The organism is Streptomyces lunaelactis, assembly GCF_003054555.1.
Classification (GTDB): Bacteria; Actinomycetota; Actinomycetes; order Streptomycetales; family Streptomycetaceae; genus Streptomyces; species Streptomyces lunaelactis.
Genome location: NZ_CP026304.1, coordinates 2,491,122 through 2,516,906, shown reverse-complemented (window position 1 = coordinate 2,516,906; position 25,785 = coordinate 2,491,122). Strand labels below are relative to the sequence as shown.

The 25,785-nt window shown below is 69.3% G+C and carries 22 protein-coding genes, 1 other RNA gene and 1 pseudogene; 12 read left to right on the top strand and 12 right to left on the bottom strand.

Going from position 1 to position 25,785, the window contains the following annotated elements:
- The first annotated feature begins 233 nt into the window (after positions 1–233).
- Positions 234–803 (top strand): Uma2 family endonuclease, encoded by a 570-nt coding sequence (locus tag SLUN_RS11355; RefSeq protein ID WP_503461809.1) that lies wholly within the window; start codon positions 234–236, stop codon positions 801–803.
- Between the two features lie 75 nt (positions 804–878).
- Positions 879–1,284, top strand: an RNA gene (rnpB, locus tag SLUN_RS11350) — RNase P RNA component class A.
- A gap of 274 nt (positions 1,285–1,558) precedes the next feature.
- On the opposite strand, the gene SLUN_RS11345 is transcribed toward rnpB, so the two are convergent.
- The 3 genes from SLUN_RS11345 to SLUN_RS11335 all read right to left on the bottom strand — a co-directional run bounded on the left by SLUN_RS11345 (position 1,559) and on the right by SLUN_RS11335 (position 3,751).
- Positions 1,559–2,470: a hypothetical protein gene (locus tag SLUN_RS11345; RefSeq protein ID WP_159100223.1), complete on the bottom strand. Its 912-nt coding sequence runs from the start codon at positions 2,468–2,470 to the stop codon at positions 1,559–1,561.
- Positions 2,471–2,713: 243 nt separating this feature from the next.
- The gene (locus tag SLUN_RS11340; RefSeq protein ID WP_254710023.1) at positions 2,714–3,265 is read right to left on the bottom strand and encodes a hypothetical protein; all 552 of its coding nucleotides are present in this window, start codon (positions 3,263–3,265) and stop codon (positions 2,714–2,716) included.
- Positions 3,266–3,415: 150 nt separating this feature from the next.
- Positions 3,416–3,751, bottom strand: coding sequence for a MazG-like family protein (locus SLUN_RS11335; protein ID WP_108148373.1), 336 nt, complete (start codon positions 3,749–3,751; stop codon positions 3,416–3,418).
- Between the two features lie 175 nt (positions 3,752–3,926).
- On the opposite strand from SLUN_RS11335, the gene SLUN_RS11330 reads away from it, so the two are divergent.
- The gene (locus SLUN_RS11330; protein WP_108154672.1) at positions 3,927–4,250 is read left to right on the top strand and encodes a nuclear transport factor 2 family protein; all 324 of its coding nucleotides are present in this window, start codon (positions 3,927–3,929) and stop codon (positions 4,248–4,250) included.
- A 198-nt stretch (positions 4,251–4,448) separates the two neighbouring features.
- Here SLUN_RS11330 and SLUN_RS11325 read toward each other — a convergent pair whose 3' ends face one another.
- Both SLUN_RS11325 and SLUN_RS11320 read right to left on the bottom strand, forming a co-directional pair.
- On the bottom strand, positions 4,449–5,597 hold the full coding sequence (locus SLUN_RS11325) for a serine hydrolase domain-containing protein (RefSeq protein ID WP_108148372.1): 1,149 nt from the start codon (positions 5,595–5,597) through the stop codon (positions 4,449–4,451).
- A gap of 173 nt (positions 5,598–5,770) precedes the next feature.
- On the bottom strand, positions 5,771–6,553 hold the full coding sequence (locus SLUN_RS11320; RefSeq protein WP_175297712.1) for an SDR family oxidoreductase: 783 nt from the start codon (positions 6,551–6,553) through the stop codon (positions 5,771–5,773).
- A gap of 133 nt (positions 6,554–6,686) precedes the next feature.
- Here SLUN_RS11320 and SLUN_RS11315 point away from each other — a divergent pair, with 133 nt between their 5' ends.
- Positions 6,687–8,321 (top strand): alkaline phosphatase D family protein, encoded by a 1,635-nt coding sequence (locus tag SLUN_RS11315; protein WP_108148371.1) that lies wholly within the window; start codon positions 6,687–6,689, stop codon positions 8,319–8,321.
- Between the two features lie 139 nt (positions 8,322–8,460).
- Positions 8,461–9,834, top strand: coding sequence for a Bcr/CflA family multidrug efflux MFS transporter (locus SLUN_RS11310; RefSeq protein WP_108148370.1), 1,374 nt, complete (start codon positions 8,461–8,463; stop codon positions 9,832–9,834).
- Between the two features lie 33 nt (positions 9,835–9,867).
- On the opposite strand, the gene SLUN_RS11305 is transcribed toward SLUN_RS11310, so the two are convergent.
- On the bottom strand, positions 9,868–11,190 hold the full coding sequence (locus SLUN_RS11305; protein WP_175313533.1) for a hypothetical protein: 1,323 nt from the start codon (positions 11,188–11,190) through the stop codon (positions 9,868–9,870).
- Between the two features lie 411 nt (positions 11,191–11,601).
- Here SLUN_RS11305 and SLUN_RS11300 point away from each other — a divergent pair, with 411 nt between their 5' ends.
- Positions 11,602–12,615 (top strand): small ribosomal subunit Rsm22 family protein, encoded by a 1,014-nt coding sequence (locus tag SLUN_RS11300; RefSeq protein ID WP_108148369.1) that lies wholly within the window; start codon positions 11,602–11,604, stop codon positions 12,613–12,615.
- A gap of 3 nt (positions 12,616–12,618) precedes the next feature.
- On the opposite strand, the gene ddaH is transcribed toward SLUN_RS11300, so the two are convergent.
- A complete protein-coding gene (gene ddaH / locus SLUN_RS11295) occupies positions 12,619–13,443 on the bottom strand; it encodes a dimethylargininase (RefSeq protein ID WP_371413821.1) in 825 nt (274 codons plus the stop codon).
- Positions 13,444–13,662: 219 nt separating this feature from the next.
- Between ddaH and SLUN_RS11290 the strand changes: the two genes are divergently transcribed.
- Both SLUN_RS11290 and SLUN_RS11285 read left to right on the top strand, forming a co-directional pair.
- Positions 13,663–14,268: a TetR/AcrR family transcriptional regulator gene (locus SLUN_RS11290; protein ID WP_108148367.1), complete on the top strand. Its 606-nt coding sequence runs from the start codon at positions 13,663–13,665 to the stop codon at positions 14,266–14,268.
- A 105-nt stretch (positions 14,269–14,373) separates the two neighbouring features.
- Positions 14,374–15,126, top strand: a complete 753-nt coding sequence (locus SLUN_RS11285; RefSeq protein WP_108148366.1) for a bifunctional DNA primase/polymerase — start codon at positions 14,374–14,376, stop codon at positions 15,124–15,126.
- Between the two features lie 69 nt (positions 15,127–15,195).
- Here SLUN_RS11285 and SLUN_RS11280 read toward each other — a convergent pair whose 3' ends face one another.
- From SLUN_RS11280 to SLUN_RS11260, 5 genes are all read right to left on the bottom strand, one after another.
- The gene (locus tag SLUN_RS11280; protein ID WP_108148365.1) at positions 15,196–16,149 is read right to left on the bottom strand and encodes an SCO2278 family lipoprotein; all 954 of its coding nucleotides are present in this window, start codon (positions 16,147–16,149) and stop codon (positions 15,196–15,198) included.
- On the bottom strand, positions 16,067–17,044 hold the full coding sequence (gene efeU, locus SLUN_RS11275) for an iron uptake transporter permease EfeU (RefSeq protein ID WP_108148364.1): 978 nt from the start codon (positions 17,042–17,044) through the stop codon (positions 16,067–16,069). Before efeU ends, SLUN_RS11280 begins: the two co-directional genes overlap by 83 nt.
- A gap of 52 nt (positions 17,045–17,096) precedes the next feature.
- Entirely contained in the window at positions 17,097–18,380 is a 1,284-nt protein-coding gene (gene efeB / locus SLUN_RS11270; RefSeq protein ID WP_175313535.1) for an iron uptake transporter deferrochelatase/peroxidase subunit, read from the bottom strand.
- Between the two features lie 14 nt (positions 18,381–18,394).
- Positions 18,395–19,537 (bottom strand): iron uptake system protein EfeO, encoded by a 1,143-nt coding sequence (gene efeO / locus SLUN_RS11265; RefSeq protein ID WP_108148363.1) that lies wholly within the window; start codon positions 19,535–19,537, stop codon positions 18,395–18,397.
- 197 nt (positions 19,538–19,734) lie between these two features.
- Positions 19,735–21,048, bottom strand: coding sequence for an NsdA family TPR-like regulatory protein (locus SLUN_RS11260; protein ID WP_108148362.1), 1,314 nt, complete (start codon positions 21,046–21,048; stop codon positions 19,735–19,737).
- Between the two features lie 304 nt (positions 21,049–21,352).
- Between SLUN_RS11260 and SLUN_RS11255 the strand changes: the two genes are divergently transcribed.
- From SLUN_RS11255 to SLUN_RS11240, 4 genes and pseudogenes are all read left to right on the top strand, one after another.
- Positions 21,353–21,658: a hypothetical protein gene (locus SLUN_RS11255; protein ID WP_108148361.1), complete on the top strand. Its 306-nt coding sequence runs from the start codon at positions 21,353–21,355 to the stop codon at positions 21,656–21,658.
- Between the two features lie 53 nt (positions 21,659–21,711).
- Positions 21,712–21,873, top strand: a pseudogene (locus SLUN_RS11250) (transposase); the annotation flags it as partial.
- 744 nt (positions 21,874–22,617) lie between these two features.
- The gene (locus tag SLUN_RS11245) at positions 22,618–24,027 is read left to right on the top strand and encodes a family 2B encapsulin nanocompartment shell protein (RefSeq protein ID WP_108148360.1); all 1,410 of its coding nucleotides are present in this window, start codon (positions 22,618–22,620) and stop codon (positions 24,025–24,027) included.
- Positions 24,014–25,534, top strand: a complete 1,521-nt coding sequence (locus tag SLUN_RS11240; protein ID WP_108148359.1) for a SufS family cysteine desulfurase — start codon at positions 24,014–24,016, stop codon at positions 25,532–25,534. The genes SLUN_RS11245 and SLUN_RS11240 overlap by 14 nt, the downstream gene beginning before the upstream one ends.
- Positions 25,535–25,785: the final 251 nt, after the last annotated feature.

The window sequence follows — 25,785 nt, the reverse complement described above, 5'->3', positions numbered from 1 at the left end:
TCGGTCGGCGTGGAGCGGATGGTGTGCGTGCTCCCGCGCTTTCCCAGAGCCCCCGTGCGCCTGCGGTGAGTGCCGCCGGCATGCGTCAGGGGGACCGGCGATCGCCGCGGAGCGCCTCTGGATTCCCGTGATCGTGTGCCACGATCGAGGGAACGATCCCCATCTCACGGACGGGCGGTACGGCGATGTCCCAGTCTGACGAGCGACCGAGGAAGGAGCGCGACATGAGTGCCATGCCGCATGAACCGCTCACGCAGGCGGACGTCCTCCTGGAGGGCTTCCTGGCGCTGGACACGCCGGAGGGTTTCCGGGCGGAGCTGATCGAGGGGGAAATCGTTGTGACACCGCCGCCGGACGGGGATCATGAGGACTGCATCGGCCTGATCGTGGACCAGGTGATCAGGGGCTCGCGGACCGCCATGCAGTTCTCCGGAAACAAGGGCCTCAAGCTGCCGAGCGGGGGGAGATGCCCCAAGAGCCACGTGATCCCCGACGGCACCTTCGCCCCCATCGAGCTTCGGCTGTTCCGGGGCGCGAACCCCTGGATGCCGTGCGACGGTGTGGCACTCGTCGTCGAGGTCACCTCGACACGGGCGACGGTCGACCGTGAGGACAAGCGGCGCTGCTATGCCCGAGGGGGCATCCCGTTGTACCTGCTGGTCGACCGTGACGAGTCCTCGGTCACGCTGTTCGGCGAGCCGGAGGGCGAGGACTACAGCCAGCGGTGCTCCGTATCGTTCGGCAAGTCCCTGACGCTCCCCGAGCCATTCGCCTTCGACCTGGAAACGGCGGCCCTCACCTGAGGAACCCCTGGCGCCGCTCACGCCCGAGAGTCTCTGAGGCCCACACACGGCAGGTAGCATGGTCGCCACGGCAGACGAGCCGGGCGGACGGCCGCGTGGAGATCCTCACGGATCTCCCCGAGGAACGTCCGGGCTCCACAGGGCGAGGTGGTGGCTAACGGCCACCCGGGGTGACCCGCGGGACAGTGCCACAGAAAACAGACCGCCGGGGACCTCGGTCCTCGGTAAGGGTGAAACGGTGGTGTAAGAGACCACCAGCGCCTGAGGTGACTCAGGCGGCTAGGTAAACCCCACCTGGAGCAAGGTCAAGAGGGGCCGCTGTAAAAGGCGGCCCTGCGCGGACGTTCGAGGGCTGCCCGCCCGAGTCCGCGGGTAGACCGCACGAGACCGGCGGCAACGCCGGTCCTAGATGGATGGCCGTCTCCCCGGCCGCCGCGAGGCGACCGGGTGACAGAACCCGGCGTACAGCCCGACTCGTCTCTCGCCCTCGCAAGGGGGCCGACTCTAGGGCCTCTGACCAGGTAGTTTTCCTGGCCAGAGGCCCTTTGGCGTGTCCCGAAGCGGGCAAGCTGCACCCCGATACGTACCGGCTCAAACCGGACCGCGTGGCTACGCGAGTAGCCACGAGAGTAGCCAGGAAGGCGGTCGGGAGATGGCCGCCGCCGCGGTGAGATCGTCAGGCTGCGTTGTCTCCTCGACGGTGTCGCCCACCCATGCGCCGACCGTGTGCTCGGGGATGCCATTTTGGAGACGGTTCACTTGACGAGATGCATGAGCAGGGTCGCGAACCTGAGTTCGTCCGCCGGATGCATTCCACTCGCCGAGGTGTTCTTCCAGGTCATCGTGACCATCGGCATATCGCCTTCGGTCACAGAGACTTCAGTACCGGCGTAGCGCTTTCCCTTGGTGGTCTCGGTACGGAGCCTCTTCGCGATCTCCTGCGCCTTCTCGTCGTTCGTGGCAAGCGCGCACAGCGTCTCTGAGGGAGCGCCGTCATCGCCGATACGTCCACCGACCGCGAAGAGTCGAGAGATGGCGCGGGGCCTCTCCTTCCCGAAGAAGTTGGCTTCGTAGACGTCACTGCCGAGGCACTTGGCCACCGCCTTGTACAAGGAATCGTCGGCGAGCGTCTTCCCCTCCGGGACCAGCGGAGAGAGCCCTTCCTTCTTCGACTCACCCACGAGTACGTCCCCAGTGACCTCGTACTGCCGATCCTTCCCATTGCTCAGGCGCATGCCCCGCCCAGACTTCTCGGCCCGGTAGTCGCGCTTGGCCAGAGCCTTGCTGATGGCGTCCTTGTCGAAGTCCCCCGTAAGACGGTTGCTGAGGTCGCCTACAACGAGCGAGGTCTGGACGTCGCGCTCATCGAACCCCATCAGCGTCCGAAGTGAGTTGCTGGTGTAACCGATGGAGGCGTACTCCGGGATCCCATAACGATTGAAGTTCGCATACAGCTTCTCGTCCTTCTTGACGAGCGCACGTGCAGTGCGGACATTCAAGTAGCTCACGGTCGTGCCGGAGACGGCAGCCGGGGCGCTGTCCAGGACACCCATCAAACCTCTGCTACCGCTCGCGGACTTACCGTCCCCCTCCGACGAGCAGCCGACCACTGCTGTCGCTGTGACAGCAAGGACCACAAGTGCACTGAGTGACTGGAGAATCCGCATGGGCGGAAGTCTGGCACAGGCACTTCGCGTTGGTGAAGGGGAAAGCGGGTGCCCCCCCACGAGGGGCGCCTCGGCCGGACGTTGTTGCCATCGGGGAGCCTCAGTTAGGCGAATCCTGACTTATTCGCTACCTGTTCCCAGGCCGTAGTCCGACCGGATTTGGCTGCTGGCGGAATTGGCCAAGTCTTCCGCGCCTCCGGTCCAGTTCGGAGCGGATGTCCGGGTGATCCCTCGCGTGGCACCTCAGTGACCCGCGAGCAGCTTCACGCCCACGACCCCCACGCCGATCGCAGCGTCCACAAGGCCCGAGACGACTGCGCTCAGTGGCCCATTGCCCATCCGCAGGCCGGTCCGCCAGCCCCACAGGAACAGGCTCGCCACCAGCACTCCGGCACTGATCAGCAGCGCGGTGTCCAGATCCACCGCGCGCAGCGCCGACAGACCGATCAGTACCAGTGGCCCCACGGCGCTCAGCAGCAACGGGCTGGAGACATGCAACGCCGTTCGGATCTCCGCCCGGCTCGCCCCGCGCCCGCTCACAGCACGGTGCGACTGCTCGTCCGCGACCAGTGTGGCCAGCCAGACCCCGAGCGCTGTCACAGCTACGGTGAGCGCTGCTTCGGCGTGCTCGGTGTTGTCCTCGCCGGCGAGGGACACCACGACAGCGGCCAGCGTGATGGTCGCGTAGATGCGTTCCTTGAGCCGCGCGGCCGCGGTGTCGCCGCCGCGGGCGGCGGTGGCGGCGGGGTTCTGCTCGGAGTCGACCGGTCGGCGTTCCGGGTCCGGTGTCGTCATGCCGACACGGGGTCGGACACGACGAGGGCGGGATTCATACGCGCACCCTTCCGCCGTGAAGCCACTGTGCCCCCAAATGCGTACTTCAGGGGCAAACTGTAGTCGACCGGACGGAACGTCGACGCGTATCCGCGACTGCGCGCCGTCGGGCTAGACGGCTCCGTCGCTCAACGAACGCTCGGCGATACCGCGCAGATGTGCCGCGAAGACCTCCGACGCGTCCGGCGTGAGCGTACGCAGCGCCACCATCGCCGTGATGATCACGTCGCACAGCTCCGACTCCACGTCCTGCCAACTGTGCGTCGTCCCCTTGCGCGGGTTCTGGCCCGTCGCCCCGATGATGGCCCGGGCGACCTCGCCGACCTCCTCCGAGAGCTTCAACATCCGTAGCAGCGTCTCCTGTTCGCGTGCGCGGTCGCTCTCCGCCTCGAGCCAGGCGTGCAGGCGGTCGACGGTGTCCCAGGCGGGGTCCAGGGTGTGCTTCATGCGGGCAGCCTGCCATGCGGTGGGTGCCCGGCGAGGGGCGATTCCGGAACGCTGGGCAGAGCGAGCCCGGCGAGCCGCCCGGTCGCGCGGGTGGCCGTCGCCAAGGGGTGAGGCGGGGTGCGGCGGTGTAGGGATGGAGGTGGCTCTGCCCCGTCCCCGCAACGAAGGAGACATCGTGACCATTTCCGTGGACCGGCTCACCGAACCCGCCGTACGCGCCTTCGTCGGCGCACTCAACGCCAATGACCGCGAGAGCTTCCAGGCGGCCCTCGGGCCCGACGCGACCATGTCCGACGACGGAAGCGACCGCGACCTTCACGAGTGGACCGACCGCGAGATCTTCTCCTCGCGCGGGCGCATGGAGATCGAGTCGCAGTCCGCCGACGGGCTCTCCCTCGTCGCCCGCTATCGCAACGACACCTGGGGCGAGATGCGGACCGCGTGGACGTTCAAGGTCGAGGGCGGGAAGGTCGCCCGCTTCGAGACCGGGCAGGCCTGAGGCCTGTCCGGCCACGGTCTGCGCGCCGCGTTCCTCGTTACCGCGGGCGTCGCAGCCCTTGCCTTGGTGTGCGCTCCAACTCGTAACGTCCTTCCCCATGGACGCAATCCGGAACAGGACGCTGGGACGGTCCTCTCACGCCAAGCGGATTGACGGGTGCCGTCGGTGGCGCGGGACGCGGGGCCGCGCCGCCTGGTCTCAGGCGTCGGCCGCGTACCGCCAGAAGTCCCGCATCAGTGCGGGGAAGCTCGGTCCGGCCATTTCCAGCTGGCTGAGCAGGATGGTGACGGTGCCGGTGGACGCCGTGATGTGTGCTGCCGTGCCGGTGCCGCCGACCCAGCCGTAGCGTCCCGGCACGTTCCAGGGTTCGAGCGCCTCGACGTCGACCGAGGCGCCGAATCCCCAGCCCATGCCCTCGAGGAACAGCCCACTGTCCGTGCGCTGGGACGGGGTCAGGTGGTCGGTGGTCATCTGCCGCACCGAGTCGGGTGTGAGCAACCGGCGCTCGCCCGCGGTCCCTTCGGCGAGCAGCATCCGGCCGAAGGCGAGCCAGTCGTCGGCGGTGGAGACCAGACCACCGGCGCCGGAGGGGAAGGCGGGCGGTGTGCTCCACTGCCCGTCGGGGACGTCGACAAGTTCGAGTCCGCCCGCCGGATCGGTCCGGTAGTAGCTGGTGAACCGGTCGAGCTTGCCGACCGGTACCTCGAATGCGGTGTCGACCATGCCGAGCGGCTCGAAGATCCGCTCCGACAGGAACTCGGGCAGCGGCCGGCCCGAGACCCTGGCGATCAGGACGCCCTGGATGTCGGAGCTGGTGTTGTACAGCCAGGCATCACCCGGCTGGTGCAGCAGCGGAATGCGGGCGAGCGCCGCCATCCACTCGTCCGGGGGCGGGACGATCTGCGGCTGCGGCGGCCCCTGCTTCAGCTCGCTGAACAGCGGCGCGACGGCCGGCAGGGAGAAGTCGGACGGGAAGCCGTGCCCGGCGCGGGAGGTGAGCAGGTCGAACACGGTGATCGGCCTGGCGACTGGCACCACGTCGTCGACGGGACTGCCAGGTGTGCGCACGACGCTCGGTGACGCCAGCTCCGGCAGCCACTGCCCGACGGGGTCGTCCAGCGCGATCAGGCCGTCCTCGACCAGCATCATGACCGCCGCGGCGATGACGGGTTTGGTGATCGAAGCGATGCGGAAGATCGATTCCCTGGCCATCGGGGAGGTGCCGTCGGCGTCGACAGCGCCGACGGCCTGCACCTCGACCCCCTCGCCGCGAGCCACCAGGCCCACCGCTCCCGGCAATGATCCGTTGCTGACATGCTTCTGCAGGGTGTCGTGCAGGTCGGTCATCGGTCCACCTTCTCGTGTCCGGTCAGAAGGAAGACTCCCGCCGCGCCGCAGAATCATCGAGCCGGTGTCATCGAGTACACCCGACCTCAGGGCGCCCCGTGCACGGGCGGGCGACGCGCACCCAAGAGCCGGCACCCAAGAGCCCGCACCCCGGGCCTTGCGCCCCAAGTCGCTCAGCCCCGGCCGATATACGGCATCCCCGTCGCCATCACCGTCGCGAACTGCACATTCGCCTCCAGCGGCAGCTCCGCCATATGCCGCACCGTCCTCGCCACATCGCCCGCCGCCATCACCGGCTCCACCACCACCTCCCCGTTCGCCTGCAGAATCCCCGCCCGCATCCGCTTCGTCATCTCCGTCGCCGCGTTCCCGATGTCGATCTGGCCGCACGCGATCCCGTACGCCCTCCCGTCCAGCGACAGCGACTTCGTCAGGCCCGTCATCGCGTGCTTCGTCGACGTGTACGGAGCCGAGTTCGGGCGCGGCACATGCGCCGAGATCGAGCCGTTGTTGATGATCCGGCCGCCCTGCGGCGTCTGATCCTTCATCACCCGGAACGCCGCCTGCGCGCACAGGAACGCGCCGGTCAGGTTGACATCCACCACAGAACGCCAGTCCTCGTATGAAATGTCCTCGAAGCGGACGCCCCGAGGTCCGGACGTGCCCGCGTTGTTGAAGAGCAGGTCGATACGGCCGTAACGCTCGAGCACCGCCGCGAAGAGCGCCGCCACTCCATCCGGATCAGCCACATCCGTCGGGACACAAAGGACTTCCCCGCCCGCCGAACCGCCCGCCAGCGACGCCGTCTCCTCCAGCGCCTCCGCCCGGCGCCCCGCCAGCCCCACCGACCAGCCCGCCTCAGCCAGCGCAAGCGCGACGCTGCGGCCGATGCCCGAGCCCGCTCCCGTCACCACGGCAACCTTCACAACCGCGCTCGCAGCGCTCTCGGCGTTCATGGATGCGCAGCGTAGTCCCGTACCTGTACGGGGAACTCATCCGACCGACATACGGATGTTGTGTACTCGACAACGCAGAGTCGTCGGCCCCTACTCCAATGCGAGAGGACAACAGCCGTCAGGGGAGGGGCACATGACACACTCGCCGAACCGCCACGCGCACGCGCCCGAGTTGAGAGCCGCCGCCCAGCACCTCGGTCGCCGCAGATTCCTCACCGTCACCGGTGCCGCGGCCGCGCTCGCCTTCGCCGTCAATCTGCCCGGCACCGCCCACGCCGCCGAGCTCGACGCCAAGAAGATCACCGAGGACCCCTTCACGCTCGGCGTCGCGTCCGGAGACCCGCAGCCCGGATCCGTCACGCTGTGGACCCGACTCGCGACCCGCCCGTACGAGCCCGACAGCGGGCTGCCCCGAGCCAGGGTCCAGCTGCGCTGGGAGCTCGCCCACGACGCGCGGTTCACCCGTGTCGCCAGGCGCGGATCCGTCACCGCCCACCCCGAGTTCCACCACAGCGTCCACGTCGACGTCACCGGCCTCGACAACGACCGGCCCTACTTCTACCGCTTCCGCGCCGGCAGCTGGATCAGCCCGGCCGGACGGACCCGCACCGCGCCCGCCCGCAACGCCCGCATCAGCGAGCTGCGCCTCGGCGCCGTGTCCTGCCAGGCGTACCACGACGGCTACTTCACCGCGTACAAGCACCTCGCCGAGGAAGACCTCGACGCCGTGTTCCATCTCGGCGACTACCTCTACGAGTACGCCGTCAACGCCGTCGGCGGCGCGCGCAACTACCCCGACCGCGTCCTGCCCGCCCACTTCAACCGCGAGACGGTCACGCTCGAGGACTACCGGCTGCGCTACGGCCTCTACAAGTCGGACCCCGACCTCAGGGCCGCGCACGCCGCGCACGCCTTCATCCTCACGTGGGACGACCACGAGACCGAGAACAACTACGCGGGCGACATCCCCGAGAACGGCGTCCCGCCGGAGGAGTTCCTGCTGCGCAGGGCCGCCGCCTACCGCGCGTACTGGGAGAACCAGCCGCTGCGCAGGCCCCAGCGGCCCGCGGGAGCCGATATGCACCTCTACCGCCGGCTGCACTTCGGGCGGCTCGCGCAGTTCGACATCCTCGACACCCGCCAGTACCGCTCGGACCAGGCGTACGGCGACGGCTGGAAGGTGCCGGGCCCGGAGTCCCAGGACCCGGCACGCACCCTGACCGGCGCCACGCAGGAGCGCTGGCTGCTGAGCGGGTGGAAGAGCTCCCGCGCGCGGTGGAACGTCGTCCCGCAGCAGGTCACCTTCGCGCAGCGGCGCGATGTCCCCACGGCCGCGTACAAGGTGAGCATGGACGCCTGGGACGGCTACTCCGCATCCCGCGACCGGGTGCTCGCCGGCGCGGAAGCGGCGGGCATCGAGAACCTCATGGTCCTCACCGGCGATGTGCACGTCGGTTACGCCTTCGACCTGAAGCGGGACTTCAACGACCCGGCGTCCCCCACCGTCGGCACCGAACTCGTCGCCACCTCGATCAGCAGCGGCAAGGACGGCGCCGACAAGCCCGGCAACTGGGACAACCTCACCAAGGCCAACCCGCACATGAAGTTCTACAACGGCCGCCGCGGCTATGTGAACATCACGCTCGGCGAGCAGCAGGCGCGCGCCGACTTCAGGACGGTCAGCGCCGTCACCACACCGGGCGCGCCCATCACCACGGCCGCGTCCTTCGTCACGGAAGCGGGCAGCCCGGGCCTCAAGCCCGCGTAGCCTCCCCCGGGCAGCGGACGCCGATGCGGTCCCGTACCGCGTCGAGCGTCCGCTTCTCGCCCCCGGCCGCCGCGAAAAGGACTCGACCACTCCGGCTGAGCTGAGAGCATGGGGAGGGATTCAAGGACATGGAGACCTGATGCGGAAGCCGGACAGCGGCCAGAGAAACACAGCAGGACACATACCGGCCGCCGACCCGGCATCCGCCGCGGCACCCGCCCTCAGCGTGGAGGCATCCGCTCCCAGCGGGCGGGGCCCCGCCGACCGGGTGGCCGCCGAACAGGTACCCGCACCCCTGGCGGCAGCACGCCGCGCCGGCTTCCTGGTCACCCTCGTCCTCGGCGGCCTCACCGCACTGCCGCCGCTCTCCATGGACATGTACCTCCCGGCTCTTCCCGCGGTCACCAGCTCGCTCGGCTCACCCGCCGCCACCGTCCAGCTCACGCTGACCGCCTGCCTGCTGGGCATGGCGCTGGGCCAGCTCGTCGTCGGTCCGATGAGTGACAAGTGGGGCCGCCGCCGCCCGCTGCTCATCGGCATGATCGTGTACGTCGCCGCCACCGCGATCTGCGCGTTCGCCCCCACCGTCGAGTTGCTGATCGGCTTCCGGCTGCTGCAGGGACTGGCGGGCGCGGCCGGAATCGTCATCGCGCGCGCCGTGGTCCGTGACCTGTACGACGGTGTGGAGATGGCCCGGTTCTTCTCCACCCTGATGCTGATCTCCGGCGTCGCGCCGATCATCGCGCCGCTGATCGGCGGCCAGGTGCTGCGGATCACCGACTGGCGCGGCATCTTCGTCGTTCTCACCGCCATCGGGATTCTGCTCACCCTCGTCGTCGTGAAGTGGCTGCACGAGACCCTGCCCGAGGAGAAGCGGCACAGCGGCGGCGTCGTCCAGGCCCTGCGCACCATGCGCGGACTGCTCGCCGACCGGGCCTTCACCGGCTACATGCTCACCGGCGGCCTCGCCTTCGCCGCGCTCTTCGCCTACATCTCCGCCTCGCCCTTCGTCGTGCAGGAGATCTACGGCGCATCGCCGCAGACCTTCAGCCTGCTCTTCGGCGTCAACTCCATCGGCCTGATCGCGGTCGGCCAGATCAACGGCAAGCTGCTGGTGGGCCGGGTCAGCCTGGACAAGGCGCTCGGCTTCGGCCTTGCCGTGATCACGCTGGCCGCGACCGCTCTGCTGCTGATGACAGCAGGTGTCTTCGGGAAGGTGGGGCTGCTCCCGATCGCGGCCGGTCTGTTCGTACTGATGTCGGCGATGGGTCTGGCGATGCCCAACACCAACGCCCTCGCGCTGATGCGCACCCCGCACGCCGCGGGCTCCGCGTCGGCGCTGATCGGCACGGCCTCGTTCCTCATCGGTGCCGTCGCGTCCCCGCTCGTCGGGATCGCGGGCGAGGCGACGGCCGTCCCGATGGCCGTGGTCCAACTGGTGTGCGCGCTGGCCTCGGTGGGCTTCTTCCTCGGCCTGTGCCGCCCCTGGCAGCGCCGCGCCGAGGCCATCTGATCCAGCTGCCCAGCTACGGTTCGCGGCCCTGGGTCACTCCTCGCGGCGCGGGTACCCGATCAGATGCAGCCGGTCCTTCGCATCCGTCCAGCTGAAGATCCCGACGCCCGCGGCCTCCGCGCCCGGCAGCCGGACATTGGGGGAGAGCGCCTGGGGCACCGCGGTCGCCAGGTCCAGCTCGATCGGGTCGCCGCCGCCGGCCAGGGCGTCCGCCGGGCTGCGCGCGCTCGTCGCGCCGTACGCCGTACCCGCGTCGGTCACCGTGGTCAGGGTCAGCGGCTTGGAGCCGTCCGACTCCTCGAAGCAGTGCGCTTTGCGCTGCTCCAGGTCGAACGCGAGATTCCCGGCGACCAGATAGGCGCCCTCGGGCGAGAGCATCGCCTGCGGATACTCGCCCGGCTCGATCGCCGGCTTGTGGCACCGCGCCTGGACCAGCGGCTTCCCGGTGGTCACCTCGTGCACCGCCCAGATGTCGTACGTGCCGGCGTCCTTGCTCCCTTTCGCGGGCTGCCACTTGGCGAGTACGAACCCGGGGGCCACCGAGGTCGGCACGCCGGAGGCGGGGTCGGTACGGGAGGGGGCGACGTTCGCGCTGTACCAGCCGCCGCGCACCCAGAAGCCGGTGTCCCCGCTCAGCAGCAGCCCCTTCGCGGTCACCCCGCGCACCTCGGTCAGCCGGCGGCAGCCCCTGCAGTCCTTGGGGTGCCCGAGCGAGGCCGGCGGGATCTCGGTCACCTCACCGGAGACCGGGTCGACGACCGCGCTCCTGGTGCCGCCGTCGGAGACGAGGATGCCGGGGCCGGTGCCCGACACGGTCGGGGCGGTGGGCCAGGCGATCTCGAACCGCTGCCGGGTGCCGTCCACCGCGTCGTACACATCGAGGGCGACGAACGTGCCCGCCGTGTTCAGCGCGTCCTCGCCCGCCGTACCGAACGACCAGGTCACGAAGTACTCCCGGCCCTCCTTGGCGACCGCGAGCAGCCGCGGGAACCGGCCGGCGCCGGCCGGCGGGTGCCAGGGCGCGCCGGTCCACCCGGGCCTGCCGGTCGCGGCGTCCAGGGTGCGCAGCCGGAACCGCGACTCCTCGACCCGTTCCAGGTGGGCGATACGGCCGCTCTCCCGCGCGATGGCGTACTCGGGGGAGACGTTGGAGATCTCCCAGCCCTGCCCGGTGTCGTACGCGGAGGGGACGCTGAGCCGGGCCGGCGGAGCCGCGCTGTCCCGTACCGGCTTCTCGGGCCTGTCGTCGGCCGCCTTGCCGCCGCCCTCGCCACCGCCGCACATGCTCAGCAGGAGAAGCAGCGCCAGGGCGGCCACGCAGGCCACCAGTGTCACGCGCACCACCCTCTGTCTCATGGTTCCCCCGTGAGTGACGTGCGTGGCGTGTGCGCAGAGCGTGGTGTGTGCGTGCGGTAGGCAGCGTGGGCGTGCGGTACGCAGCGTGTGCGGCGAAGGCCGTCAGCGTAGCAACTGCCCCCGCACCCCCAGCAGTTCGATTCCGTCGCCGTTCCGTCCCGGTTCCGTGCCACCGCGCGGAGCCCGCCTGCGCCGGCGGCATGCCTGAGCGGCCCCGGGGAAGTCCGGGCGGCGTCGCGGGCCGATGGCTGTCGCCTGGCTGCGTTGTCGTCAGTCGCCGACGCTCCGCGTGGACTCCTTCCTCCGCCTTGCCAGACTCGGCCCTCGACCCTCCCCCGTAGCCCTACGGGCACGGGAGGTACCCCCACCTTCACCCACCCGGACTTCCCCGACACCGCTTAGAATCTGTTGGTGAACGCCACCCTCCCCACCGCGGAAGCCCTGCGCAGCGCCCTCGCCGGGCTCCTGGACGGGCTGCCGCCCACGCAGGCGGCGCAGGCCGTCGAGCGGCTGATCGCCAACTACCGGGGGACCACCCCGACCGACGCCCCGGTGCTCCGCGACCGCTCCGACGTGGCCGCGTACGCCGCGTACCGGATGCCCGCGACCTTCGAGGCCGTACGGTCCGCGCTCGCCGCTCTGCGCGCCGCGGCCCCCGAGTGGTCCCCGGCCACGCACACCGACATCGGCGGCGGTACGGGTGCGGCGAGCTGGGCGGTCGCAGAGGCGTGGGACGAGGACGGTCCGCGCACCACCGTCATCGACTGGGCCGAGCCCGCCCTGGCGCTGGGCCGTGAACTGGCCGTCGCCTCCGGGGTGCCGGCCCTGCGCGCCGTCGAGTGGCAGCGCTCGCGGATCAGCACGGCGCTCCGTATCGAGAGCACTGATCTCGTCACGGTCTCGTACGTACTCAACGAGCTCACCGCCAAGGACCGGGCCGCCATCGTCACCGAGGCCGCCCGCGCCGCCCGGGCCGTGGTGATCGTCGAACCCGGCACCCCCGACGGCTACGCCCGCATCATCGAGGCCCGCGACCAACTCGTCGAAGCGGGCCTGAAGATCGCCGCCCCCTGCCCGCACAGCGCCCGCTGCCCCATCACCGCGCTCAATGAAACGGGCGGCTCGGACTGGTGCCACTTCGCGGCCCGGGTCAGCCGTTCCTCGCTGCACCGCCAGGTGAAGGGCGGCTCGCTGCCGTACGAGGACGAGAAGTTCAGCTACGTCGCGGCGGTCCGCTTCCCGGCCGAGCCGGTGCCCGCCCGCGTCACCCGCAAGCCCCAGATCCGCAAGGGCCTGGTCCTGATCGAGCTGTGCACGGACGCGGAGGAGCTGCGCCGCGAGACGGTCACCAAGCGCCACGGCGCGCTGTACAAGGAGGCGCGTGATGTGGCGTGGGGCGACGAGTGGCCGCCCCACGCCGGGTGATCCTCAGCCGCGGAGCTCCTGCGTGCAGCACTTCACGCTGCCGCCGCCCTTGAGCAGCTCACCGAGGTCCATGCCGATCGGCTCGAACCCCCGCTCCCGCAGCGGCTCGAAGAGCCCGACCGCCGCCTGCGGCAGCAGCACATGGCGGCCGTCGCTCACCGCGTTCAGACCGAGAGCCGCGGCAGCCGGCTCCTCGGCGATCAGCGCGTCGGGGAAGAGCCGGGCCAGTACGGAACGGCTGCCCGGGGAGAACGCGCCCGGGTAGTACATGATCTCGTCGGCCGTGTCGTCCAGAACGCTGAGCGCGGTGTCCAGGTGGTAGTAGCGCGGGTCCACCAGATCGAGACCGATGACCGGCCGGCCGAAGAACTCCTGCGCCTCGGCGTGCGAGAGCGGACTGGACCGGAAGCCGCGCCCCGCCAGGATGTACGTGGCGGTGACGGCGAAGTCGCCCTCGCCCTCGTTGATGTGCCCGGGCTCGAGCACCTCGGTGAAGCCGTGGGCACGGAACCAGTCGAGATGGACCTCGGCCTCGGCGGTGCGCTCCGGATACGCGAAGCGGGCACCGAGCACACGGCCGTCGACGACGGTGGCGCCGTTCGCCGCGAAGACCATGTCGGGCAGCCCTTCCCGCGGGTCCAGCAGCTCGACGGTGTGGCCGAGCGAGCGGTAGCGGTCGCGCAGGTCCTCCCACTGGGCGAGGGCCAGCGGCAGATCCACCGGTTTCGCGGGATCCATCCAGGGATTGATCGAGTACGTGACCCGGTAATGGGCCGGCGGACACATCAGGTAGCGGCGTGGCGAGGCGTCACGAGGGGATGTGCGCAATGAGGGCTCCTCACGTACGACACGTACGGCAATGGGCACGCGGTCTGCGTGAGCCCATGGTGAGGCCTGGGGTGCCCTCGCGCATGAACCGATCGGGTGGTTCATCGTGTTGTACGGGTGGTTCATCGTTTCGTAGGTGACGCGCCCGGTGCCGTATGCCGGTACTTCACAGAAGTCGAGACGATACGTCTCGGTTCTCCCCGTTGGTAGATTGACGCCATGACCGACACCAGGGCGCCCGACTCCAGCCGCCGCAGTGAACGCTCCCGCCGCGCCATCTACGACGCCTCCCTCGCCCTCGTCGGCGAGGTCGGCTACGCCAGGACGACCATCGAGGCAATCGCCGCCCGCGCCGGTGTCGGCAAGCAGACGATCTACCGCTGGTGGCCGTCCAAGGCCGCCGTCCTCCTGGAGGCATTCCTCGACGTCGCCGCGCAGGCCGCCGACGGCGAGGCCGAGATCCCCGACACCGGTGATCTCGAGGCCGACCTCAAACTCGTGCTGCGCGCCACCGTCGACGAGATGAACAGTCCCGTCTACGACGCACCCGCCCGCGCGCTCACCGCCGAGGGTGTGGTCAGCCCGGAGCTCGGCGCCCAGTTCGTCGAGAAACTCCTCGAACCGCAGCTCCAGCTGTATGTGAGGCGGCTGCGAGCGGCCCAGGAGGCCGGGGAGGTGCGCGCCGGGATCGACCCCCGCATCGCCCTGGAACTGTTCACGGGACCGCTCGCCCACCGCTGGCTGCTGCGCACGCTGCCGCTCACCCACGAGTACGCGGACGCCATCGTCGAGTACGCACTCCACGGCATCGCCGCGAGGCGCTGAGCGTACCGACGGGTACCCCGGTTGGGGACTGTGGCCACCCGAGGAGCAGGATGGTGGGACCATGGCAGAGTCCGCCGGGGGCGAGCGTGAGGTGTGAGGGGATAGATGGGCGACGGTAACGGCCGCTACCGCGGCACGGAGAACAGGCTCTCCCGGGAGAGCAGGCTGCCCCAGTGGCTGCGCCGGCGCCCGAAGAACACCGACGCCGATGACTCCCGCCGTGTGACCCTGCTGCTGGCCGCCGCTGCCGCCGGACTGCCGCTCTCGCCCGCCGCGTACCCCGTGGCCTACCGATGTTCCTGCGAGCGCATCGGCTGTCCGACGCCCGGCAGGCACCCTGTCTCCTTCGCCTGGCAGACGCAGTCCACGACCGACCCCGCGCAGATCGAGCGCTGGGCGGTGGGGCAACCGCAGGCGAACTTCATCACCGCGACCGGCATGGTCCACGACGTGCTCGACGTCCCGCTGGAAGCCGGCCGCAGCGCTCTCGACCGTCTCCTCGAGCTGGACATCGAGGTCGGCCCGGTCGCGGAGTCCGGCGGGGACCGGATGCTGTTCTTCACCGCCACCCGAGGCACCCCCGAGGACGAGGACGAGTGGTGGCCGTGCGAGCTCGACTGCCATCCCGAGACGATGGACGAGCACCCGGGGCTGCGCTGGCACTGCCGCGGCAGCTACGTCCCCGTACCGCCGGCGCGGCTGCCCGGTGATCTCGAGGTCAGCTGGCTGCGCGGTCTTGAGTATCAGCTGCCGGATCCGCTGACGCTGCTGGAGACCCTGACGGACGCGTGCGCGAAGTATGCGGGCGAGAACGAGCAGCTGGACCAGCATGAGGTGGCCTGGCCGATAGGCCGCTGATTCCTGTGAGCCCCGCCGGCGTTCGAGGCGCGGGGTCCGGGGTGGAGCCCGGCTCGAAGTCCCTTACCGCTACGAGCCCTTCGCTGCGGTCAGGCCCGTCAGGCGGCCCAGCACCGTGACCTTCCCCGCCTCCGCGCCGCCCGCCGGCGGCACCGCCACCGCCTGCCCGGCGATCCGCTCCTTGGTGATCGTGGACTTCACCTCGCCCGTCAGCAGCGCCTTCACATCCGGGTGGACCTTCGGCCGCAGACCCTTCGCGGCCGTCTGCCGCTCGTAGTTGCGTACGGTGAAGAAGACCAGCGCACCGCCGTCCTCGGTGGCGAGAGCGAGTGGCGCGAAGTCGTCGGTTTCCAGCGGCTGGTCGATGTACTGCGTGGACATTCCCGGCACGTTCGCGTTCTTCTTGCGGTCGGCGCGCCAACCCGAGGTGTGCAGGCCGTCCTTGAAGTGCTCCGGCTTCCCGGTCTGGATGTACGAGGCGTACTCCTCGCTCAGATTGCGGGGAGCGACCGCCAGCGTCGCGCTGTCCGGGGCGACGGGCTCGGCCCAGCCGTCCTTGTCGGTCCTGAAGGCCGGGATCCTGGTGGGGGAGAGGATCGTCAGATACGCCGCCTCCCACAGCTGGTCCGCGCCGTTGCGCAGGAAGACGAGCACCCAGCGGTTGTCCGCGGTGCCGTTGTCCCGGTCGCGGTTGGAGTCGACGTCGGCGACGAACCAGCGCGGCCAGCCGGCCTTCTTCGGGATGGTGTACTTCGCGTCCGTCAGCTCCAGCGGCACATGCTGCGGGTTGCCGTCCGGGTAGTTGACGCTCCGTGCCCTCAGCCCGGCCTGGTTGATCGCACCGAGCGCACCGGTGACCCGGCCCGCGTCCAGGGCCGGGTCATAGGCCTTGTCGGCCGCGTTGTACGCCTCGGTGAACTCCTTGAGCGCCTCGGCGGCTTCAGCCTTCGTCGCCGCCGGTACGACTTCCCGCTCCCCGTGCACCGTCACGCACGCGCTCGCCGTCAAGGACAGCACCGTCATCGCCGCGAACCCCGTCGCCGCCCGGCGCGGACTTCCCACCCGACTCAGCCTTCTCATCGGTTGCCTTCTGCTCCTTGACCCCCACTGACCGTCCGAACCCTACCGGGGCGAGAAACAGCCCGAGCGTCGGGATCAGATACAGCGCCCACACCGTGACCTGGAGGACGGTCGGATCGGGCTGGAAGTTGAAGACGCCCTTCAGCAGCGTGCCGTACCAACTGTCCGGCGGGATCGTCGCGGTGATGTTGAAGGCCTTGTCCGCCAGACCGCCGAGGAAGCGGGCCTCCTGCAGGTCATGGACGCCGTACGCCAGCACGCCGGCCGCCACGATCACCAGCATTCCGCCGGTCCAGGTGAAGAACTTCGCCAGGTTGATCCTCAACGCGCCCCGGTAGAACAGCCAGCCCAGCAGCATCGCGGTGGCGATACCGAGCAGCACACCGACCAGCGGCGCGGACGAGCCGTCGCTGCTGGCCCGTACCGAGGCCCACACGAACAGCGCAGTCTCCAGGCCCTCGCGGCCCACCGCCAGGAACGCGGTGGCGACCAGGGCGCCCGTGCCCATCTGCAGCGCGGCGTCCAGCTTGCCGTGCAGCTCGGACCTCAGATGCCGCGCCGTGCGCCGCATCCAGAAGACCATCCAGGTCACCAGGCACACCGCGACGATCGACAGCGAGCCGCCGAGCAGCTCCTGCGCCTCGAACGTCAGCTCCTGCGAGCCGAATTCGAGCGCGAAGCCGAAGCCCAGCGAGATCGCGACCGCGACCCCGATGCCGATCCAGATCGGACGCAGCGCGTCACGCCGCTCCGTCTTCACCAGATACGCGATCAGGATGCAGACGACCAGGCTGGCCTCCAGACCCTCGCGCAGGCCGATCAGATAGTTTCCGAACACGTCGGGGGTCCTTCCGTTTCCTGGTCCGTCTACCAGTCGTCCACGAGTCCGGCTACGAGAACAGCGCCCGGCCCCACCAGTCGTCCTTGTCCCGGACGCCCGGCGGCACCGCGAACAGCGCGGAACCCACGTGCTGGATGTACTCGTTGAGGACGTCGGCGCGCGCCAGGCTGTTCTGCACCGGGATGAATCCGGTGCGCACATCGCGCTGGTACGCCAGGAAGAACAGGCCCGCGTCGAGGCGGCCGAGCCCGTCCGTGCCGTCCGTGAAGGAATAGCCGCGGCGCAGCAGCTTCGCGCCGTCGTTGGTGTCCGGGTGGGCGAGCCGCACATGCGCGGTCGGCAGCATGGCCTTCAGGAACGGCTCGTCGCGCTCCTTGGCCTTGCCGACCGGGGCACCCTCGCCCTTGTCGCGGCCGAAGATGTCCTCCTGCTCCTTGAGCGGGGTCCGGTCCCAGGTCTCGATGTTCATCCGGATCCGGCGGGCGACGAGATAGGAGCCGCCGGCCAGCCAGCCGGCGCCGTCCTTCGAGGCCACCCAGACATGCCTGTCGAGCGCCGCGTTGTCGGTGCCGGCGATGTTCCTGGTGCCGTCCTTGAAGCCCATCATGTTGCGCGGGGTCTGCGCCTCGGGCGTCGTCGACGACGTCTTGCCGAAGCCGAGCTGCGACCAGCGCACCGCGACCTTGCCGAAACCGATCCGGGCGAGGTTGCGGATCGCGTGCACCGCGACCTGCGGGTCGTCCGCGCACGCCTGGACACACAAGTCGCCGCCGCTGCGCGCCGGATCGAGATTGTCGCCGGGGAACGCCGGCAGCTCGAGCAGCGCCCCGGGGCGCTTGCCCTCAAGACCGAAGCGGCCCTTGGCGAAGAGGGACGGGCCGAAGCCGATGGTCAGCGTGAGCCGCGACGGCTTGAGTCCGAGCGCCTCGCCGGTGTCGTCCGGCGGGGCCTCCTCGAGACCGCCGAAGGCGCCTTCGCCGACCGCGTGGCCCGCTGCCATCCGCTCGGCCGCGCGCGTCCAGTCCTTGAGCAACTGGACCAGCTCGGCGCGGTCCTTGGTCTTCACGTCGAAGGCGGCGAAGTGCAGCCGGTCCTGGACGGCGCTGGCGATACCGGCCTGGTGCGTGCCGTGGAAGGGAATGGCCGCACCGCTGTCGGCGGCGGGCACGGCCTGGTCCCCGGTGCGTACGGCGGCCACCGCGCCGCCGGCCGCTGCCGCGCCGAGCGCGAGCCCGGCACCGCCCCAGCCGAGCAGCGAACGACGCGACGGCGCCCGGCCGCCGGTCTCCGCGGTCACCTGTGTTTCCTCGGCCACCTGTGTCTCCTCGGACATCTGCGGTGCCCCCCTTACTTCGTGACCGCGGCGGCGAGCTTGGAGAGCGGCTCGGCGAGCGCGTTGACCGCGTCGCTGAGCTCCTTGCGCTCCGCCTTGCCGACCTTGTCGTACGAGGTGAACTCGTACGAGCTGGTGTCCTTGCGGTACTTGTCGAGCAGCGTGTTCAGCGCCGCGAACTGCTTGTCCAGCTCGGCGACGAGCTTCGGGTCGTTCTTGGACGCGACCGGCTTGAGCAGCTCGTGCGACATCTGCGCACCCTCGACGTTCGCCTTGAAGTCGACGAGGTCGGTGTGGCTGTAGCGCTCCTCCTCACCGGTGACCTTGCCGGTGGCGACCTCGTCCAGGAGCTCCTTGGCGCCGTTGGCCACGGAGGTCGGGGAGATCTCGGCCGTACCGACCTTCTTCTGCCAGACGGTCAGGTCCTTGATGAGGGTGTCGGCGAGTGCCTTCTCCTCGGCGCCGAGCTTCTTGTCCTGCCACAGCGCCTTCTCGAGTGTGTGCCAGCCGGTCCACTTCTGGCCCTTCTCCACGCCGTCCTCGCGCAGGTCGACCTTCGGGTCGATGTCACCGAAGGACTCGGCGACCGGCTCGGTGCGCTCCCAGCCGATACGGGAGTCGGCGTACGCCTTCTTGGCCGCCTCGATGTCGCCCGCCTTGACGGCGTCCGCGAACACCTGGGCCTTCGGCAGCGTCTCGTCGGCCTGCGTCTGCACGTACTTGCGGTACGCGGCGACGGCGGCGTCCATCTCCGGGCTGCGCTTGGCGGCCTTGCCGGCGCCGGTGACGGTGACCTTCTGGCGGATGCCGTCGCCCTTCATGCCGGGCTTGCAGGCGATCTCGTAGTCACCGGCCTTCACTTCGGCGGTGAGCTTCTGCTTCGTGCCGGGGCCGATGTTCTCGCGCTCGGACACGATGCGGTCGTCCGGGAAGAGGATGTAGACCTCGGTGACCTTGGAGCCCTTGTTCTCGATGTCGAGCTGGACGTGCCCGGCCGGGAACTCCTTCTTCGACACCTCGCAGGCGTCGTCCTTCGCGGTGACCTGAACGGCACCGGCGGAGCCCTTGGCATCGCTCTTCTCGGCGCAGCCCGTGACGGCGGTCAGGGCAGCGGCGGTTGCGGCGGCGGTGACGACGGACAGACGGACGGCTCGCATACGGGCTCCACAAGGACGAGTACGGGGGGTACGGAGGTGAGGCGGACCTAACTTAACCGAGGCTTACCTCACCAATACCCACGGGTCCAGTGATGTAGCTCTCACATCCGGAGTTCGGCCACGGCGCCGTCACAGCAAGGTCAAGCGAACGTCACATTGCCGGACGACCCCTTCTGCCGGGAGCGGGAACGACAGGGCTACATGCCGAGTGAGCGAGGTCCGGTCCGGGCGAAGTGTTCGATCTGCTCCTGCAGAGAGCGACCGGCTCCAGGCGTGCGCCGGCCCGCATCGGCGAGTTGGCGGTGCGCCCGCATCACGCTGACGACAACGTCCTGGTTCCGGCAGCCGGCCGGGAGTTCAAGAACGGGGGCCAGGGCCTCCTGCGCCCCGTCGAGGTCCCCCGTCGCGATCCTCGTCACCGCTTGGTGGGCACGCGCACTCGCCTCGTTCGCGAAGTACCTGTCCCTGGGGGACGCCGCCGTCATCGCGGCAACCGCATAGTCCGCCGATCTCACGGCGTCGGCTGAAGCCGGGTCGAGCAGTACATGGGTCTCGGCGCGGAAGTACGCCTGCCGGCAGTGGGGGAAGTCGAACAGCCCACCCAAGCCGTCGAGGTCGGTCGTCTCATGCCGGTGGGCGGCCTCCTCTGCCGCCGCCAGCGCAGTCACGGCGGACTCGCGGTCGCCCAGTTCGGCATGGGCGCGGGCCTCGACGGCGGGCAAGAAGATGCTGACACGGCCCCCGGTGCCGAGCGAGGCGCCCTGCCGGGCGAAGTCAACGGCCTGCCGTGACCAGCCTGCCCAGTACGCGGTGAGGGCCTGCCAGGAAATTATCTTCGCGGCGAGTTCGTGGTGGCCGGCCCTCTCTGCACAGAGCAAGGCGACCTTGGCCTGGGTCAACGCGGCGCGGGGGTTGCCCAAATCCAAGCTGGCCTTGGCCATCAGCCCGGAGGCCACACCCGCCAGGAAGTGCAACTCCCGCGACCGGTCCGGCCGATGGCGGCCCTCAGTCAGTGTGAAGGTGATGTCCTGGAGGTCGAGAAGGTCCGCGATCAGATTCGGCGCGGGATCGACGGCGTAGGCCAGAGATATCCTCGTGGCTTCGTCGTGGAGTGTCCCGATGGTGTCCGAGGACAGCTCATCACTCAACACCAGAGTCGAGAATCGCAGGGCACGCTGAGCTGCCATGTGGATCTGCCTCTCTGCAGAAGGCCCGTTCGTCTCGCCAGGGGGAAGACCGGGCGCGGTCTCGCGCACCCCTTGGAACAACACGCTGATGGGCTGGTCGAATAGCGCTTCCAGGACGCGGACGACGTCCGGTCGGGGCTGAGTCCGCACCTGACCGGTAAGCCATCGCTTGAACGTCTTCTCCGAGATGGTCAAGGAGGCCAGCCGGGGATCGAAGTCACGCTCGGCGACGACTCGCGCGGCCCGGTGGAATTGGGCGAGGAACGCCGGGTAGGTGGTCCACCGGCGCGCCTGCACCAATTGGCGCAACTTGGTCTCCTGCATCGCCTCTCCTGACCTGTCCGTCGCCCTGTGATCAAACGTAGCCATCAGCTCCGCCACGGGAACCCCGGAGAGGGATATGCCCCCTGGGTGACCCCGGAATGTCCCGCCGGCGGGATATCCGTGGTCCAGGCAGTACCCGCACTCTGGAGTTCCGGGCGGACGCCACCACATGGCCGCACGGGAAGGCAGTCGCCCGTCACACGTGACGGCGGCAGGAATCACGCGCCCCGAGCACCCTCGGCGCCGGGCAGAACCGGTAGCTCAGACCACGGCCGTCTTCACGTGAACTGTCGAAGGAGAACTCATGGCAAGTGAAGCCCAGTTCACGCGTATGGCGGCCGCGATGCATGTCTTTTCGCTCGGGGTCGCAGTGTTCCTCTCGTCGGCCGACCACTCCGTGTTCGTGATCGCGCTGGCGATCCTTTCGAGCCCTCTGTCGATGTCGGTTTCATCGTTATGGACGCGCGGTAGCGGAAACGCCCACGGCGCTGGTCGCGCGGCCGGGCAGTGCCCGGAAGAACGGCAGTCCTGCGAAGCACGATGTGCGCATTGCGGTGATCGCGGTGAGGAGCGGAACGACTTCGCCGCACAGATCCTCGAGGCCGAGTAGGAACAAAGCAGAGGGCACCCATGCCAGGGTCTCGAAATGAAGCCGCCTTGACCCTGATGCCGCAGATGAGGGCGTTCATCGAAGCGAACGAGGACTGGCTGACGGTCTTCCAGTTTCCCTCCTACGCACCCGACCTCAACCCCCAGGAAGGCATCTGGTCGCTGGTCAAGCGGACCATCGGAAACCTTGCTGCCGCGAACCTCTCCCGCATGTCATAGGCGCCCTCGTGGCCGCTGACCGAGGGATGCCGTGCCTTCCACGCGGTGATGACCGGCCGCCCGATAGCGAGCCAGCACCAGGGCCGGCTCGGGCAGTCCAGGATGCGCGAAGCGCATCGCTTCAGCGATGCCGAAGGCGCCCTTGACGGAGCGATCCGGCCCGCACACTGATCGGGGTCCAGCCAAGGTGAGCCCCAAAGGGGCAGTGATCCGACGCCGACCGGCGGGCCCCGTGCCCGCTGTTCTGGACCCACCTGAACCCCTACGGCCGGTTCGAGCTGGACTTGGCCTCCCACCTCGAAATCTCGCTGCCCGTCGTGCCCGGCGCCCGCGCTGCGGGGACGCCGGCCTCAGACAGCCCCGGGGCGAAGACCGCATCGGAAGTAAATACGGGGTCGGTGACGCGGATCTGGCGCGCGGGATCCTCACCGATCAAACGGGGCCTTCGGGCGCTGGTGTGTGGTCCGCGGGTTCCGCCCCGTCACCGGCGACGGATTGGTCACGTCAGGCTTTCGAACGCCTCGTGCGCTGATCCAACTCTTTGAGTGAGTTTCACGGGTACGTGCCCGACTAGGCCCATGGTCCGCGCCGGAGGTGCGATCGAACGGGCCGACGCCTCCGCCATGTTGCCGCAACAATCCTTCCTGGTGAACGCACGAAGAGCGGATGTTCTGCCTGTCGTACGTACTGTTTCGTCTCCTGCGTTCTCCGGATCAAGGACAAGGACCAAGGGGAGCAGCCATGACCACCGAGAGTGTTCAGCACGGTCAGCAGAGCCTGAGTACCTCCGCCGCGAGGAACCTGGCCACGACCACCAAGACAGTGCCGCAGATGATGGGGATCACCCCTCGCTACCTGCTGCGCGCCCTGCCGTGGGTGGAGTTGGAGGCGGCTGTCTACCGGGTCAACCGCCGTCGGCACTTCCTCCTCGGCGACGGATTGATCGCCACCTACACCGACGGCGACGGCGAAGCCCGGGTGATCGCCGAGGACCTCCGCGAGATCGTCTTCCTCCGCGACCTGGACAGCCCGGTGCTGAGCGCCCTCGCCGGCGGTTTCGTGCAGCGCGAGGTCGCTCCCGGCGAGGTCATCGCCGGCGCGGATGCTCCCGCTGGGCAGTTGCACGTCATCGCGTTCGGCCGCGCTGAGAAGCGCGCCACCGGCCAGTACGGCGAGGACGCTCTGATCGGCGTCCTCGGGGATGGAGACTTCTTCGACGCCCGCGCCTGGGCGCGCGGCGAGACGCAGTCGTATCAGGTCAAAGCCGTCACACCGTGTACGGTGCTCTCCCTCGACCACCGGATGCTCTCCGAACTCGCCGACCAAGAGCCTGTCCTGCGCGCCCAGCTGGACGCGTACGCCGCCAACGGCCAGGGCCCCACCGAGCGTGAGCTTCCGATCGAGATGACTTCCGGCCACAGCGGCGAGCTCGACCTGCCGCAGACCTTCGTGGACTACGAGGAGAGCCCACGCGAGTACGAGCTGAGCATCGCGCAGACCGTGCTGAAGGTGCACACCCGCGTATCCGACATCTACAACTCCTCGATCGACCAGGTCCAGGCACAGCTGCGGCTGACATCGGAGGCCCTGCGCGAGCGCCAGGAATGGGAGATGCTCAACAACCCCGGCTACGGGCTGCTCCACAACGTTGTGCCCAGCCAGCGCGTGCACACCCGCAAGGGCGCGCCGACACCCGACGACCTGGACGAGCTCCTTACCCGGGTCTGGAAGCAGCCCGCGTTCTTCCTGGCCCACCCCAGGGCGATCGCTGCGTTCGGACGCGAATGCACCCGGCGCGGGGTACCGCCTCAGATCGTGGAACTCTTCGGCAGCCCGTTTTTGACCTGGCGCGGCGTGCCGCTGCTGCCCTGTGACAAGCTCGACCTCAGGGGCTCGGGCAACTCGGTGCCCGGAACCACCAACATCCTCCTGATGCGGGTCGGCGAGGCCGAGCAGGGTGTGGTGGGCCTGCGTCCGGCGAAGGTACCTGACGAGGTGGAGCCCGGCTTGTCCGTGCGTGCGATGGGTGTCGACCGCCAGGCCATCACCTCCTACCTGATGACCAGCTACTTCTCCGCCGCCGCGCTGGTTGACGACGCCATCGCCGTGCTCCAGAACGTCGAGGTGGCCAACTACTATGACTACTCCTGACGGCTGGCGGCGCAGCGCCGAAGCCAGCCGCGCCCCAGCTCCTCCGGTCGGTCCGACAACTGAGGACCCGGCCCAGGCAGCGGTGCCCACTGCAGGCGCGCCCACGGCAGCTGGTCTCCTCGCGGCACTCCCGCAGGGCGCACTCACGCAGCCTGGTGCCTTTCCGTTGCCGGCGGCGCTGGCCCATGCGGCCGCCGGCTCCCGGTACTGGCTGCCGCGGCAGAACGAGGCCCCCAGGACGCCTCCTTCAGCTCCACCCGCATCGCCACCGGGCGGCTTCGACGTCGAGGCCGTCAGGCGGGACTTCCCGCAACTGCACCGGGACGTGCACGGCCACCCGCTCATCTGGCTGGACAACGGTGCCACCACACTCAAGCCCCGCCAGGTCGTCGAAGCGGTCGCCGAGCACTACGCGAGGGAGACCTCCAACGTCCACCGCGGCGCCCACACCCTGGCCGAGCAGGCCACCCAGGTCTACGAGGAAGGACGCCAGGCAGCCGCCGAACTCCTCGGCACACCCGACCCCGACGAGATCGTCTTCGTCCGCGGAACCACCGAAGCCGTCAACCTCGTGGCGCAGAGTTGGGGTCGCGCCAACCTCGGCGTCGGCGACGAGATCGTGGTCTCCGCCGCCGAACACCACTCCAACCTGGTGCCTTGGCAGCTGATCGCCGAAGAACGCCGAGCACGGGTCCGCCCCATCCCGCTGCTGGCCGACGGACAGCTCGACCAGGACGCCTACCGCGACCTCCTCGGCTCCCGCACCAAACTGGTCGCAATCACCCACGCATCCAACGTGCTGGGAACTGTCCCACCGGTCGCCGAGATGACCGCGCTCGCCCACCGCTACGGCGCCAAAGTCCTCATCGACGGAGCCCAAGCGGTCAGCCACTTCCCCGTAGACGTCACCGCCCTCGACGCCGACTTCTACGCCTTCTCCGGACACAAGATCTTCGCTCCCACCGGCATCGGCGTGCTCTTCGGCAAGCGCGAACTGCTGGAAGCCATGCCCCCATGGCAAGGTGGCGGCAACATGATCGACTCGGTGAGCTTCCAGGAGACCACCTACGCCCCCATCCCGCACCGCCTCGAAGCCGGCACCGGCCACATCGCCGGAGTCGCAGGCCTCAGAGCAGCCCTGGACTACCTGGCTGGACTCGACCGCAAGAGCGCCACCGCATACGAGGAACAACTCACCCACTACGCGACGGGCGCACTCGCGACAGTCCCCGGGCTGCGGCTGATCGGGCAGGCACCCGGAAAGATCGGCGTCCTGACCTTCCTCCTCGAAGGAACCGACCCGACCGCACTGGCCGCCGCCCTCGACCAACAAGGCATCGCCCTCCGCGCCGGACACCACTGCGCACAGCCCGCGCTGGCTTCCTTCGGCCTGAGCAGCGCCGTCCGCGCCTCGCTGGCCCTTTACAACACGGTCCAGGACGTGGACGCCCTGGTAGCTGCCCTCCACAGCATCAAAGCCCCACCCTCCCCGAGCTCGAAGAGCTGAGCCTCGCTGCGGAACAAGGCTGGCTGACTTCGGGCACGAAGTCAGCGGTGTTCGGCCCGGCCAGCGGCGGCGGCGGCGTCATGCTGATCAATTGGTAGCCGTGACTCCCGGGCTGGCGTTGACCTCGTCACGGTCATGGCTACCGCGCCTGACGAGGCAATCTCGGAGGTAGTCGAGGGGGCGGGGAGCTGACCTCGCCACCAGCCAACCTGCGGTCCTCCGGCTGAGAGATCGCCTCTGACGAACCCCAG